This is a genomic window from Vogesella oryzagri, assembly GCF_040148885.1.
Classification (GTDB): Bacteria; Pseudomonadota; Gammaproteobacteria; order Burkholderiales; family Chromobacteriaceae; genus Vogesella; species Vogesella oryzagri.
Window position 1 is genome coordinate 223,340 of record NZ_JBEFLD010000005.1, and the last position, 12,758, is coordinate 236,097.

13 protein-coding genes are annotated in these 12,758 nt (G+C 64.9%); 7 read left to right on the forward strand and 6 right to left on the reverse strand.

The features are described from left to right. Window positions 1-116: 116 nt before the first annotated feature. From ABNW52_RS11230 to bioB, 3 genes are all read right to left on the reverse strand, one after another. Window positions 117-2,969: a bifunctional diguanylate cyclase/phosphodiesterase gene (locus tag ABNW52_RS11230; protein WP_349587663.1), complete on the reverse strand. Its 2,853-nt coding sequence runs from the start codon at window positions 2,967-2,969 to the stop codon at window positions 117-119. A gap of 104 nt (window positions 2,970-3,073) precedes the next feature. Further along, a complete protein-coding gene (gene bioF, locus ABNW52_RS11235) occupies window positions 3,074-4,225 on the reverse strand; it encodes an 8-amino-7-oxononanoate synthase (protein ID WP_349587666.1) in 1,152 nt (383 codons plus the stop codon). A gap of 101 nt (window positions 4,226-4,326) precedes the next feature. Continuing rightward, entirely contained in the window at window positions 4,327-5,310 is a 984-nt protein-coding gene (gene bioB / locus ABNW52_RS11240) for a biotin synthase BioB (RefSeq protein WP_349587669.1), read from the reverse strand. A gap of 220 nt (window positions 5,311-5,530) precedes the next feature. Here bioB and ABNW52_RS11245 point away from each other — a divergent pair, with 220 nt between their 5' ends. The 3 genes from ABNW52_RS11245 to ABNW52_RS11255 are packed head-to-tail and all read left to right on the forward strand — an operon-like array spanning window position 5,531 to window position 7,492. Continuing rightward, entirely contained in the window at window positions 5,531-6,088 is a 558-nt protein-coding gene (locus tag ABNW52_RS11245; RefSeq protein ID WP_349587671.1) for a ComF family protein, read from the forward strand. A gap of 38 nt (window positions 6,089-6,126) precedes the next feature. Next, window positions 6,127-6,591: a tRNA (uridine(34)/cytosine(34)/5-carboxymethylaminomethyluridine(34)-2'-O)-methyltransferase TrmL gene (gene trmL / locus ABNW52_RS11250; RefSeq protein WP_349587672.1), complete on the forward strand. Its 465-nt coding sequence runs from the start codon at window positions 6,127-6,129 to the stop codon at window positions 6,589-6,591. A gap of 43 nt (window positions 6,592-6,634) precedes the next feature. Continuing rightward, entirely contained in the window at window positions 6,635-7,492 is an 858-nt protein-coding gene (locus ABNW52_RS11255; RefSeq protein WP_349587673.1) for a septal ring lytic transglycosylase RlpA family protein, read from the forward strand. A gap of 70 nt (window positions 7,493-7,562) precedes the next feature. On the opposite strand, the gene ABNW52_RS11260 is transcribed toward ABNW52_RS11255, so the two are convergent. Continuing rightward, window positions 7,563-7,763, reverse strand: a complete 201-nt coding sequence (locus ABNW52_RS11260) for a YgaP family membrane protein (protein WP_349587675.1) — start codon at window positions 7,761-7,763, stop codon at window positions 7,563-7,565. Between the two features lie 228 nt (window positions 7,764-7,991). Between ABNW52_RS11260 and ABNW52_RS11265 the strand changes: the two genes are divergently transcribed. Continuing rightward, the gene (locus tag ABNW52_RS11265; RefSeq protein ID WP_349587678.1) at window positions 7,992-8,297 is read left to right on the forward strand and encodes a panthothenate synthetase; all 306 of its coding nucleotides are present in this window, start codon (window positions 7,992-7,994) and stop codon (window positions 8,295-8,297) included. Between the two features lie 88 nt (window positions 8,298-8,385). Here ABNW52_RS11265 and prfA read toward each other — a convergent pair whose 3' ends face one another. After that, window positions 8,386-9,462 carry a peptide chain release factor 1 gene (gene prfA / locus ABNW52_RS11270; RefSeq protein ID WP_349587681.1) on the reverse strand — a complete coding sequence of 359 codons (1,077 nt, stop codon included), beginning with the start codon at window positions 9,460-9,462 and terminating at the stop codon, window positions 8,386-8,388. Then, a complete protein-coding gene (hemA, locus tag ABNW52_RS11275) occupies window positions 9,462-10,715 on the reverse strand; it encodes a glutamyl-tRNA reductase (protein ID WP_349587684.1) in 1,254 nt (417 codons plus the stop codon). The genes prfA and hemA overlap by 1 nt, the downstream gene beginning before the upstream one ends. Window positions 10,716-10,832: 117 nt before the next feature. On the opposite strand from hemA, the gene pdxH reads away from it, so the two are divergent. The 3 genes from pdxH to ABNW52_RS11290 all read left to right on the forward strand — a co-directional run bounded on the left by pdxH (window position 10,833) and on the right by ABNW52_RS11290 (window position 12,682). Continuing rightward, a complete protein-coding gene (pdxH, locus tag ABNW52_RS11280) occupies window positions 10,833-11,474 on the forward strand; it encodes a pyridoxamine 5'-phosphate oxidase (RefSeq protein WP_349587686.1) in 642 nt (213 codons plus the stop codon). A gap of 402 nt (window positions 11,475-11,876) precedes the next feature. Further along, window positions 11,877-12,356, forward strand: coding sequence for a YehS family protein (locus ABNW52_RS11285; protein ID WP_349587689.1), 480 nt, complete (start codon window positions 11,877-11,879; stop codon window positions 12,354-12,356). Beyond that, window positions 12,356-12,682, forward strand: coding sequence for a hypothetical protein (locus ABNW52_RS11290; protein WP_349587691.1), 327 nt, complete (start codon window positions 12,356-12,358; stop codon window positions 12,680-12,682). The genes ABNW52_RS11285 and ABNW52_RS11290 overlap by 1 nt, the downstream gene beginning before the upstream one ends. Window positions 12,683-12,758 lie beyond the last annotated feature (76 nt).

Sequence of the window (12,758 nt, forward strand, 5' to 3'; positions counted from 1 at the left end):
TTTCGCAATACTGCCGGCGGAAAGATACCCGCCGTTGTGCCGGCAGGTAAAAACGCCGCCCGGTCATGACAACGAGGCGGCGTAGCGTGGCAAATACTGACGCTGGTATGCGGCGCTCAGGCGCTGAGCGCAGTGGCCGCCGGCACGATGCCATTGAGCCGCTCCCACTCCAGCGAGGCAGCCGGTACCGGGCGCGCGAAGTAGTAGCCCTGCAGCCGGGTGCAGCCCAGCTCGCGCAGCGCCTGTACCTGGGCCGGGGTTTCCACCCCTTCGGCCACCACCTCCAGCCCCAACGCCGCCGCCAGCGCCAGGATGGCACGCACGATAGCGGCGGATTCTTCCTGACAGTGCACTTCGCGCACGAAGGATTGGTCGATTTTCAGCACGTCGAACTGGAAGCGGTGCAGGTAGGATAGCGCCGAGTAGCCGGTGCCGAAGTCGTCCAGCGCCAGGCACACGCCTTCTTCCTTCAGCTGCTTCATCACGCTGATGGCCAGATCGGGTACGTCAATCAGCGCGCTCTCGGTCACCTCCAGGTGCAGGGTGCCGGCCGGCAGCCCGTACTGGCGCAGCAGCGGCAGCAGCCAGTCCAGCAGGGTGCGGTCGTGGAAATGGGTGGACGACAGGTTGATATGCAGGCACACCTCGTTACTCAGCTGTCCCTCGGCATACCAGGCGGCCAACTGGGCGCAGGCGCGCTCGATCATGTAGCGGTCCAGCTTGAGGATCAGCCCGCTCTCTTCCGCCATCGGCATGAACACGCTGGGCGGGATCATGCCGCGTTGCGGATGGTGCCAGCGCACCAGGGTCTCGAAACCGGCCAGCCGGCCGGTCTGGCTATCGACGATGGCCTGGTAGTACGGCACCAGTTCGTAGTCGTTGGTCAGCGCATGGCGCAGCTCGGCTTCCAGCGCCAACTGGTCGGCCTGGTCACGGCGCAGCTCCTGGTTGAACAGGGTGTAGCCGTGGCGGCCGCGCTGCTTGCTGCGGTACATGGCGTGGTCGGCGTCGCGCAGCATGTCTTCGGCGCGGCTGTAATGGCTCTTGTCGGCCAGCACTACCCCCAGGCTGACGGTGGTGAACAGCTCGCGCCCGGACAGCACGATGGGACGCTCGAACGACCCTACCAGCTGACGGGCGATGTCCTCGCACTCGTCCATGGTGTCGACGCAGGACAGCAGCACCGCGAATTCGTCGCCGCCGAGGCGGGCGAGGAAGTCGGCAAAGCGCAGCGTGCCCTGGATGCGCTGCGCCGCTTCGATCAGCAGCAGGTCGCCGGCCAGGTGGCCGAGCGAATCGTTCACCAGCTTGAAGCGGTCGAGGTCGATGAACAGCACCGCGAAGCGCTGCTCCGGATCCAGCTGGAAGGCGTCCCAGCTGCGCTTGAGCACGCGGCCGAAATAGTTGCGGTTGGGCAGCTTGGTCAGCGGATCGTGCAGGCTGTCGTGCTGCAGCTGGGCATTGACCGCGTCCAGCTGGGTGGTGCGCTCGCGCACGCGCTGTTCCAGGTCGGCATAGGCGCGCTGCAGATCGTCCAGCGCCTGCACCCGCGCCAGCGCGCTGCCGATGTGGTTGGCGACGAACTCCAGGATTTCCTGTTCGCGCCAGCTGTAGCGGGCGTCGGGGGTATAGCTTTGCACCGACAGCACGCCGCGCAGCAGGGTGCCGCTGTACAGCGGCACACCCAGCCAGCTGCAGGGCGGCGCGTCCAGCGCCTCATCACCTTCCTGCTGCCAGCGGGCATCGGCCAGCAGCAGCGGCCGGCCGCTGTGCAGCACCTGCTCCACCGGTCCGCGCCCCGGCGCGCGCGGCGCCAGTTCCGACTGGTACAAGTCGGCGCAGTAGGGAAAGCTCAGCTCGTCGCGTTCCTGGTCGTACAACGCCACCTGGCAATTGCCGGCGTCGATCAGCTCCGCCAGCAGGCGGTGCAGGCCGGCGAAGAACGCTTCCATCGACAGGCTGGTATTGGACAGTTCGGCCATGCGGAACAGCATGGTCTGCAGCTGCTCGGTGCGCTGGCGCTCGGCCACTTCGGCGCGCAGCCGCGCGTTGATGGTTTCCAGCTCGTTGGTACGGCGCCATACCTGTTGTTCCAGGTCGGCGCGGTACAGCAGGCGGTCCAGCGCGGCGGAAATATGGTGGCCGACATACAAAAAGGCGGCCTCGGCATGCTGGTCCGGCCGTGGCTGGCCGTGATAGCCCTGCACCACCATGGCGCCCATCACCTTGCCGCTGCCATTGCTCAGCGGCATGCCCATCCACCAGTCGCAGGCGGCGCCGTGCTGCGGGATGCCTTCGCGCCGGCACAGGGTGATCAGGTCGTCCCCGCCGAGCATCAGGCACTGGTTCTCGCGGATCAGCCAGGCAGTCAGCGAGGCATCCGGGCCGCGTGCCGGAAAGGTCTGTTCCGGCTGTGGTTTTAATGCATCACTTTGGTCAACGAAGTAGGGAAAACGCAACACACCGGCGTTTTCGTCGTGCAGCGCGATGTAGAAATTGTCGGCCGGCATCAGGAAACGTACCGCCTGATGCAGCTGCGGCAGCACGGTATCCAGGTCGTCGGCCTCACTGGCGAGGCGGCTGATTTCCAGCAGGATGTGATGGGTGAGGCGGGCAGTGGACAGCGCTTCGCTGAGACCGGCGCCAAGCAGATGACCGGATAGCAGGTAGGCCAGGCGCGAGGTGAGTTCGTCGGCCACTTTCTGTCCATGCCAAAGCAACCAGCCCAGCGGGGCGCTTTCGCTGCCCAGCCGGTGCAGGCGGACGTGGTCCGGCAGGCTGGCAGCGGCGTACAGCTTGTCCGGTTTCGGCAAACAAGCGGTATCGCCCCGCCTGGCCAGACAATGCCAGACGGTGCCTATCTTCCCCCAGACTGTTGCACCATCAGGAGCCTGCAAGCGCGCCAGGAAATCCAGCGCCGCCTCGGCAGCTTCTTCCGGTGTAAACAGGAAATCAGCCGTACTGTTCATACAGTTCGTGTAGACCCACTCGTGAGCGCTTGCATGAGGCATCTCCCCATGCACAGTGGCTGTTTTTATCTTGGCATCTTTTTACAACAAATGAAGCAGCAGTTTTAACTAATTACCGATAGTAATGCGGCTAACAACTCTGCCACGTCGTCGCGTGTATGCCCGGCTGACAGCGACACACGCAAGCGCGCGCTGCCTGCCGGCACAGTGGGCGGTCTGATCGCCGGCACCCAGATTCCGCGCGCGCGCAGTTGTTCCGCCAGCTTCAAGACTTGCTTATTGCTGCCAATAATAATCGGTTGAATTGGCGAACGGGAAGAGCATAACGACAAAGAAGTTGCACGCAGCCCGGCATGTAATGCCGAAATATGCTCATTAATTAAATGACGACGCCATTTATCGGCATCAATCAGCTGCAAACTACGCAAAATCGCCGCTGCCTGCGCCGGCGGATGGGCGGTGGTAAAGATATAGGTGCGCGCGCTGTTGACCAGCCAGTCGATCAGCTGGCGGCTGCCGGCCACGAACGCCCCGGCCACCCCGGCGGCCTTGCCCAGCGTCGCCATGTACACCACCCGCGGGTGGTGCAGCGCGTACTCCAGCAGCGCGCCATGACCGTCGCCCAGCAGACCGAAGCCGTGGGCGTCATCCAGATACAGCCAGGCATCGTAGCGCTCGGCCAGCTGCAGCAATTCGCGCAGCGGCGCCTCGTCACCATCCATGCTGTACACCGCGTCCACCGCGATCAGCCGCGTGCGCGCCGGCGTGTCGCGCAGCAGTTGCTCCAGCTGTGCCAGATCGTTGTGGCGAAAGCGCTTGAAGGTTGCACGCGACAGCAGGCAGCCATCATTCAGCGACGCATGGTTGAGGCGGTCGGCAAACACCGCATCGCCGCGCCCCACCAGGCTGGTGATCACCCCCAGGTTGGCCGCATAGCCGGAGCCGAACAGCAGCGCCGCCTCGCAGCCGACGAATTCGGCCAGCGCCTCCTCGGCCTGCTGCTGGATGCCGAAATGGCCGGCCACCAGCGCCGAGGAGCCGCCGCCGACACCCCAGTCCCCGATCGCCTGCTGCATCGCCTGCCGCAACGCCGGATGATTGGCCAGCCCCAGATAGTCGTTGCTGGCGAAAGCCAGGTAGTCGCGGCCGTCGATCGTCACCCGCGGCCCCTGCGGCGATTGCAACGTGGCGCGCCGGCGCAGGCGGTGCTCGCCAGCCAGGGCGCTCAGGGCGGAATCGATTTCGTCGGGACGCATGCGGCCAACCTTTCAGGGCAATAGTCAAAAAAAAGCACCCGCCAACGGCAAGGTGCTTGTTCGGTGGCGCAGTGTAGCGCCTGTGGCGGCATTGCCGCCCGTTACAGTGGCTGCAGGCCCAGCTTGTCCATCAGCGCGCGGTCGGCGTCGACATCCGGGTTGCCGGTGGTCAGCAGCTTGTCGCCGTAGAAGATGGAGTTGGCGCCGGCCAGGAAGCACAGCGCCTGCATCGCTTCCGGCATCTCGCGACGGCCGGCGGACAGGCGGATATAGCTCTTCGGCAGCGTCAGTCGCGCCACGGCGATGGTACGCACGAACTCGGTCCAGTCCAGCGACTCGGCGCCGTCCAGCGGCGTGCCGGTCACCTTCACCAGATTATTCACCGGCACCGACTCCGGCTGCGGGTCGAGGTTGGCCAGCTGCAGGATCAGCCCGGCGCGCTGCTCGCGGGTCTCGTTCAGGCCGACGATACCGCCACAGCACACCGACAGCCCGGCGCCGCGCACCTTGCCCAGCGTGGCGAGGCGGTCTTCGTAGTCACGGGTCTGGATGATGTCGGCGTACTTGTCCGGCGCGGTATCCAGATTGTGGTTGTAGTAGTCGAGGCCGGCATCCTTCAGCTTCTCGGCCTGGCCATCCTTCAGCAGACCAAAGGTGGCACAGGTCTGCAGCCCCAGCGCCTTCACCTGCTGCACCATGTCCAGCGTCTTTTCCAGATCGGCATCTTTCGGACCGCGCCAGGCGGCGCCCATGCAGAAGCGGCCGGCACCGTTGGCCTTGGCGTGGCGCGCGGCTTCCACCACTTCGTCCACCGTCATCATCGGTTGGTTTTCCACCGGCGTGTCGTGATGCGCCGACTGCGGGCAATAGCCGCAGTCTTCCGGACAGCCGCCGGTCTTGATCGACACCAGCGTCGACAGCTGTACCCGGCTGGGATCGAAATGCTGGCGATGCACTTCGGCGGCGCGGAACACCAGCTCCATGAACGGCAGGTCGTACAGCGCTTCTACTTCCTGCTGGCTCCACAGAGCTTGTTCCGGGTGCAGTTTGGGCGGGCGCTGGAAAGCGATGGAGGCCTGGGTCATCTGTGCTACCGTCATAAATTAGAGTAAAAACTAGGCTGATCTTGCCGGGGGCTGCCGCATGCTGTCAAACCCACTTCGCCAGCTTCTTGACAACTGCTCATTATTTGAACAGCACTGTCTGCTCTGCGGCCAACGTCCCGCCCGCAGCGGCCTGTGCCCGCGCTGCCAACCCAGCCTGCCCTATCAAGCCAGCGCCCGTTGTCCGCAATGCCACGCACTGGTGCACAGCGGCCACGCCCCCTGCGGCGACTGCCAGCGCCTGCAACCGGCGTTCGAACGCTTGCTGGCGGCCTACGATTACGACTACCCGCTGGATGGCCTGATCAGCCGCTGCAAATACGGCCCGCAAGCGGCGCTGCAGGGGGCGCTGGCCAGCCTGATGCCCACCCTGCGGCAACGCCATCCCGAACTGCCCAGCCCGGACCTGATCGTGCCGGTGCCGCTGGCGGCGTCCAGGTTGGCCGCACGCGGCTTTAACCTGCCGGATGCGCTGGCTGCCAGCCTGGCTGTTACAATGCGCACTCCCTTGGCTCGCGAGCTGTGTTGGCGCAAACGCAACACCGTGCCGCAGGCAGGTCTGAACCGTGCCGAACGGCTGGCCAACCTGCGCGATGCCTTCGGCGTAAAACACCGCTGTGACGGCCTTTTCCTTGTCATCGTCGATGACGTGGCAAGCACCGGCGCCACCTTGCACGCCCTGTCCAAAACCCTGAAAAAAGCAGGGGCAAAACGGGTGGAAGCATGGGTGCTGGCCAAGGCGCATTTTCGTCACGCTTGACCAACCTGTTGATTTACTAGAATATTCGCCCCGCAACGATGTTTACCGTTGTTCTCTACCAGCCGGAAATACCGCCCAATACGGGCAATATTATTCGACTCTGTGCCAACACCGGCTGTGAATTGCACCTGGTCAAGCCACTGGGTTTTCCACTCGAAGACGCCAAACTGAAACGCGCCGGACTCGACTATCACGAGTACGCCCACATGGTGATTCACGAGAACTGGGAAGCCTGTCTGGCTCACCTTGGTGACCGCCGCATCTTTGCGGCCACCACCAAGGGTGCCACCCGGCATGACCGCATCGCCTTCCAAGCTGGCGATGTACTTTTGTTCGGTCCCGAATCCCGCGGCCTGCCCGCCGAGATTCTCGACACGCTCCCGTCTACGCGGCGGGTGCGACTGCCGATGCGGCCCGAATCGCGTAGCCTGAATCTCTCCAACGCCGTCGCCGTGCTCGTGTTCGAAGCCTGGCGCCAGCATGATTTTGCCGGAGGAAACTAGCGCGCACGCAACTCACCGTTGGCACAACAGCATAGGAGAGGTGATGAAACCTTTTTACCGATGGCTGTGGCTAGTGTTCATCAGTGCTTTGCTGGTGGCTTGTACCACCGTCAGACCGGCGACTGCCACGCAGACCGCCAAGGTCAGTTACAAAAAATCCGCCGTCAACACGGGAGCCTACTTCCAGAAAGACGGCCCGGCCCTGCAAACCCCGGTCAACTTGGACTTGATACCGGATGCCATCCCGCAGAACGAGCCGCTGATCGCCTCGGCGAACAAACCGTACTCCGCACTGGGCATGAGCTTCCGCCCGGACGCCTCGGAAAAGCCCTACCGCCAGTCCGGCAAGGCTTCCTGGTACGGCAAGCAGTTCCATGGCCGCAAGACCAGCTCCGGCGAACGTTACGACATGTTTGCGATGACCGCCGCGCACCCGACGCTGCCGATTCCAAGCTACGCCCGGGTCACCAACCTGAAGAACGGTGAATCGGTAATCGTGCGCATCAACGACCGTGGCCCGTTCCACAAGAGCCGCCTGATGGACCTGAGCTATGCCGCCGCGCACAAGCTGGGCATCGTCAACAGCGGTTTTGGCAAGGTGGTGGTGGAGCGCGTGTTCCCGGTGGAAGGCAGCGAGCGCATCGCCACCAAGCCGCCGGCGCAGCAGAAAATGGCCAGCGCCGACAACTTCTACCTGCAACTGGCTTCTTTCAGCCGCCTGGCCGCCGCCGAGGCCGAGCTGAAAACGCTACTGGCCGATCCGGCCAACGTGCATGACGAAAAACTGGGCATCGTGAATCAGGATGGTCTGTATCGCGTACGCATGGGCCCGTTCGGCGATGACCACGAAGCCCTGCAAGCCGCAGTGGCGCTCAACGTCTCACCCGTCATCACCCGCTAGGCCGGCTAGCGACACGGTAAACAACAACGCGAGGCAGCTGCCTCGCGTTTTTTATTACCCGTCGTCTGCGCTACGGCTTGCGCGCCGCCTGGCAGGTATTGATGCCGAAGATGGCGTATGGCGGACACCAGCCCAGCAGTCCGGTGGCCAGCGGCACCAGCCCCAGCAACGCCCACGGGCTTTGCGGCCCGACGACAGCCAGTGCGGTGATGGCCAGCCCGGCCACAATGCGGATCACCCGCTCGGTATTGCCAATATTGCGCTGGAACATGGTGCTGCCTCCGGTTGCATGCGAACGGTATCAATATATGCACAAATAAAATGTAAGGCAAAGCCGCCACCGCGCACAGTTGTCCCAGCGCAAACATTGCCGCGCCCGGCACCATCCGCACGACATGCATGCCGGCCCGTAATTACCCCGCCGCCAAGTCGTACATGGCCTATCTCTCAAGCACGGCCAGACAATCCGCCTGCGCCGCCCAGCAAGGAGCATGGCGCCATGAAAATGCTACTCACCGTGGACTTCCCCCACGAACCGTTCAACACCCTGGTACGCACCGGCCAGGCTGCGGCCGTCATCGACCGCATCATGGACAGCATCCGCCCGGAGGCGGCCTATTTCACCGAGCAGGATGGACACCGCTGCGGCATCTTCGTGGTGGAAGTAGCCAGCCAGGCCGCGGTACCCGCCATCGCCGAGCCGTTCTTCCTCAACTTCAACGCCAACTGCAAGTTCCGCATCGTGATGAGCCCGATCGATCTGCAGGAGGCCGGGCTGGATGAGCTGGGCAAACGCTGGGGCTAGCGCTGCCTTACCGGCAGCAGAAAACAACAAGGGCACGCCAGCTGGCGTGCCCTTGCGCTGTGCGGCCAACGTTGGCCGCAGGCGGTGCTTACTCCGCCAGCTGCGCCAGCAGCTCGGCCTGGCGCTCGGCCAGCAGCGCGTCGGTCAGCTCCACCATGTCGCCGTCCATCACGTAATCCAGCTTGTACAGCGTCAGGTTGATGCGGTGGTCGGTGACGCGGCCCTGCGGGTAGTTATAGGTGCGGATACGCTCGGAACGGTCGCCGGAGCCGATCAGGCTCTTGCGCTCGGCCGCTTCCTTCTGCTGCTGTGCGCGCAGCTGGATGTCGTAGATGCGCGCCGCCAGCACGCGCATGGCGCTGGCCTTGTTGGCATGCTGCGAGCGGCCGTCCTGGCACTCGGCCACGATGCCGGTGGGCAGGTGGGTGATGCGTACCGCGGAGTCGGTCTTGTTGATGTGCTGGCCACCGGCGCCGCTGGCGCGGTAGGTATCAATGCGCAGATCGGCCGGGTTCAGCACCACCTCGGCAATTTCATCCGCTTCCGGCATCACCGCCACGGTGCAGGCGGAGGTGTGGATACGACCCTGGGTTTCGGTAGCCGGCACGCGCTGCACGCGGTGGCCGCCGGATTCGAACTTCAGCCGCGAGTAGGCGCCGTCGCCGGCGATACGCACGATCACTTCCTTGTAGCCGCCAAGGTCGGATTCGCTGGAAGACAGGATCTCGGCCTGCCAGCGGTTGCGCTCGGCGTAGCGGGTGTACATGCGCAGCAGGTCGCCGGCAAACAGCGCCGCTTCGTCGCCGCCGGTACCGGCGCGGATTTCCAGCAGGATGTTCTTGTCGTCGTTGGGGTCCTTGGGCAGCAGCAGTTTCTGCAGCTCCACTTCCAGCGCCGCCATGCGCTCGCGCGCCTCGTCGATCTCGGCCTGGGCGAACTCCTTCATCTCCGGGTCGGCCAGCAGCTCGCCGGCAGTTTCGATATCGGCCTCGCACTGGCGGAAGGCAGTGAACGCCTCCGCCACCGGGGTGAGTTCGGCGTGCTCGCGGGTGAGCTTGCGGAACGCGTCCATGTCCGCGGTGGCGTTTTCGGCAGCCAGCAGATGGGTGACTTCTTCCAGCCGCTCGCAAAGGGTGGCCAGTTTCGCCGCAATCGACGGTTTCATTACTGCTCCGGGTGTAAGCGATACAGACGCGCGATCAGTTCGACCTGCGCATCGTGCGCCGCGCCGCTGCCGGTGGACAGCGCCTGCGTCGGCGGGTGCATCAGTTTGTTGGTGAGCTGCAGCGACAACGCTTCCAGCACTTTTTCGGGGGCGTCGCCACGCGCCAGCTGCTTCAGCGCAGCGTCCAGGGTGTGGCGGCGGATGCGTTCGGATTCATCGCGCAGCGCGCGGATCAGCGGCACCGATTCGCGGCGCTTGAGCCAGTCGACGAACTCCACCACGCGGTGGTTGATGATGGCCTCGGCCTCTTCCGCCGCCTGGTTGCGCGCCTGCTGGCCCACTTCCACGATGCTGGCGATGTCGTCCACGGTGTACAGGTAGACATCGTCCATGCGGCCAACTTCGGCCTCGATGTCGCGCGGCACCGCCAGATCGAGCATGAACATCGGCCGGTGGCGGCGAGCCTTGATGGCGCGCTCCACCATGCCCTTGCCGATGATGGGCAGCTGGCTGGCGGTGGAGCTCACCACCACGTCGTAGTGCTGCAGCTGCTCCGGCAGCTCGGACAGGGTGATGGCATTGCCGCCGAACTCGGCGGCCAGACGTTGGCCGCGTTCCAGCGTGCGGTTGGCCACGGTGACTTTCTGCGGCTGGCGGGCGGCAAAGTGGGTGGCCACCAGCTCGATCATCTCGCCGGCGCCGATGAACAGCACGTTCAGCTCGTTCACCGAGGCAAAGATCTGCTCCGCCAGTTTCACCCCGGCGGCGGCCATCGATACCGAGCTGGCGCCCACCGCGGTCTGGCTGCGCACATCCTTGGCCACGGCGAAGGTTTTCTGGAACAGGCCGTTGAGCAGGCTGCCCATGGTGCCGGCGCGCTCGGCATTGCGCACCGCGTCCTTGATCTGGCCCAGGATCTGCGTCTCGCCCAGTACCATGGAATCCAGCCCGGACGCCACGCGGAAGGCGTGACGCGCGGTTTCGGCGGCATCCAGCTGGTACAGATACGGCACCACCTCGTCCAGTGCCATACCGTGATAGCCCACCAGCCAGCGCAGCACCTGCTCCGGCTGCGCGGTGGCGCAGTACAGCTCGGTGCGGTTACAGGTGGACACGATGGTGGCCTCGCGCGCGGCATGCGACTCGACCAGCTGCGCCAGCGCTGCCGACAGCGTCTCGGCCGGAAAGGCCAGACGCTCGCGGATGGCAAGCGGAGCGGTGTGGTGATTGAGACCGATGGCAACCAGCTGCATGGGCAGGGGCAATGAACGCGCAGGGGGAAAACGGGCATTCTATACCAGCTAGCGCGCCGGGGCGACGTGCCGGCAAGCGGCGAGCCGAGTATCATGTCCGCAGTCAAGGAGAACCCGATGCCGCTGAATCTCGCCGATATCCGCCTGGAATACAGCAAGAAAGAACTTTCCCCCGATGACTGCCTGCCGGACGCGGTGGCGCAGTTCGAGCTGTGGCTGCACGAAGCCATCGCCGCCGAGGTGAACGAACCCACCGCCATGCACATCGCCACCGTGGACGACAGCGGTCGCCCGTCGGCGCGCATCGTGCTGCTGAAGGGGGTGGAAAACGGGCAACTGGTGTTCTACACCAACTACCTCAGCCGCAAGGGCCGCCAGCTCGCCGCCAACCCCTACATCGCCGTCACCTTCTTCTGGCCGGAGCTGGAGCGCCAGGTGCGCATCGAGGGCAAGGTGCAGCAGGTGGCGCCGGCAGTCTCCGACGAATACTTCGCCAGCCGCCCCTACACCAGCCGCATCGGCGCCTGGGCCAGCGAGCAAAGCAGCATCATCGACAGCAAGAGCGTGCTGGTGACCCGCGCCGCCACCTTCGGCCTCAAGCACCCGCTCAGCGTGCCGCGCCCGCCGCACTGGGGCGGCTACGCCATCGTGGCGGACCGCATCGAATTCTGGCAGGGCCGCCCCAGCCGCCTGCACGACCGCGTGCTGTACACGCTGCAGGCCAATGCCGGCTGGGAGCGCTGCCGCCTGGCGCCGTAAGCAGCCGCCCGTCATGCCGCAACGTTGGCCGCAGCGATGCGGCCAACCGGCTGACGAAAGCAAAGCGGTTGCCGACGGCAGACTGCCGTGCCGCGCCCTATCCCGTTGGGCCGTGCCGGTCAGAAAGCCTTGTGCCAGGTCTTAAGCCGCCGCTTTGTCTGAGCCATTTGCCGTTAGCAAATGGCGAGTTCGGCGGCGCCTGGCACAAGGCTTTATGGCCGGGGTTTCACGGACCGCCGGGTCGCCTTTTCTTTCGTTCCTTTCTTTTGGCGAAGCAAAAGAAAGGAACCCGTCCGCCGCGCGGAAGCGGCAAGTAAATACAGCGTCCGCGCAGCGGACACCACAATGGGCTATTTAGCCAGCAGGTAACGGCAGCACCGTTACGCATTCACCGGACACCCCATGCTCAACAACGACATCCTGCGCAGCGTGCGCTTCATCCTCAACATCAGCGATGCGCGCATGCTGGCCATCCTGCAGCACGTGGAGCCGTATGCCGACGACGACTTTGCCGCGCTGCTGAAAAAAGACGACGAGGCCGGCTTCCAGCCCTGCAGCGACGAGCTGCTGTCCGCCTTTCTCGATGGCCTGATCATCGAAAAGCGCGGCCGCCGCGACGATGCGCCGCCGCCGGCGCCGCTCTTGCGCCTGAACAACAACGACATCCTGAAAAAGCTGCGCGTGGCGTTCGAGCTGAAGCAGGAAGACATCGAGGCGCTGATCGGCCTGACCGGCTTCCAGGTATCCAGCGCCGAAGTGGGCGCGTTGTTCCGCAAGCCCGGCCACAAGAACTACCGCCTGTGCGGCGACCAGTTCCTGCGCTACCTGCTCAAGGGGCTGAGCATCAAGTTGCGCCCGGGCGCGCAGCCGAAAGGCAACTGATGCCGGCGCTGGCCTGCCTGTACGGCTTTAGCGGCGCGGGCGGCACGCTGCTGGAGGTGAAGCGGCGGGACCTGCCGGCCGGCAGCGCGCCGGACGCGGTGTACCACTGGCTGTGGCAGCCGGCGGGCAGCAGCGGTTGGCACAAGCTCACCTTCGTCGCCATGGCCAGCGCACCGCAGCAGTATCGCCGCTTCGCCGAGGGCGAGCTGTGGTTCGATGCCAACAGCGCCCGACTGCAGCTGGGTGCCGTCAGCCATAGCCTGCGCAGCGGCGTGGCCGACGGCTGGCAGCCAGCGGTAGCGGCCTGGCTGCAACCGCACGGCTGACGCGCGCCGCCGCGCAGCCACCCGCCCGAAACGCTCACGCCACTGGCCGCCAACCCGCGCCGTTGGCAACATGGGC

What these genes read in the sequence shown, in the direction of transcription:
- bioB (WP_349587669.1), bottom strand. Translation starts at nt 5,310, where the DNA reads ATGACCCAGGCCTCCATCGCTTTCCAGCGCCCGCCCAAACTGCACCCG.
- ABNW52_RS11265 (WP_349587678.1), top strand. Translation starts at nt 7,992, where the DNA reads ATGAAAATGCTACTCACCGTGGACTTCCCCCACGAACCGTTCAACACC.
- bioF (WP_349587666.1), bottom strand. Translation starts at nt 4,225, where the DNA reads ATGCGTCCCGACGAAATCGATTCCGCCCTGAGCGCCCTGGCTGGCGAG.
- prfA (WP_349587681.1), bottom strand. Translation starts at nt 9,462, where the DNA reads ATGAAACCGTCGATTGCGGCGAAACTGGCCACCCTTTGCGAGCGGCTG.
- ABNW52_RS11290 (WP_349587691.1), top strand. Translation starts at nt 12,356, where the DNA reads ATGCCGGCGCTGGCCTGCCTGTACGGCTTTAGCGGCGCGGGCGGCACG.
- hemA (WP_349587684.1), bottom strand. Translation starts at nt 10,715, where the DNA reads ATGCAGCTGGTTGCCATCGGTCTCAATCACCACACCGCTCCGCTTGCC.
- ABNW52_RS11285 (WP_349587689.1), top strand. Translation starts at nt 11,877, where the DNA reads ATGCTCAACAACGACATCCTGCGCAGCGTGCGCTTCATCCTCAACATC.
- ABNW52_RS11255 (WP_349587673.1), top strand. Translation starts at nt 6,635, where the DNA reads ATGAAACCTTTTTACCGATGGCTGTGGCTAGTGTTCATCAGTGCTTTG.
- ABNW52_RS11260 (WP_349587675.1), bottom strand. Translation starts at nt 7,763, where the DNA reads ATGTTCCAGCGCAATATTGGCAATACCGAGCGGGTGATCCGCATTGTG.
- ABNW52_RS11230 (WP_349587663.1), bottom strand. Translation starts at nt 2,969, where the DNA reads ATGAACAGTACGGCTGATTTCCTGTTTACACCGGAAGAAGCTGCCGAG.
- trmL (WP_349587672.1), top strand. Translation starts at nt 6,127, where the DNA reads ATGTTTACCGTTGTTCTCTACCAGCCGGAAATACCGCCCAATACGGGC.
- pdxH (WP_349587686.1), top strand. Translation starts at nt 10,833, where the DNA reads ATGCCGCTGAATCTCGCCGATATCCGCCTGGAATACAGCAAGAAAGAA.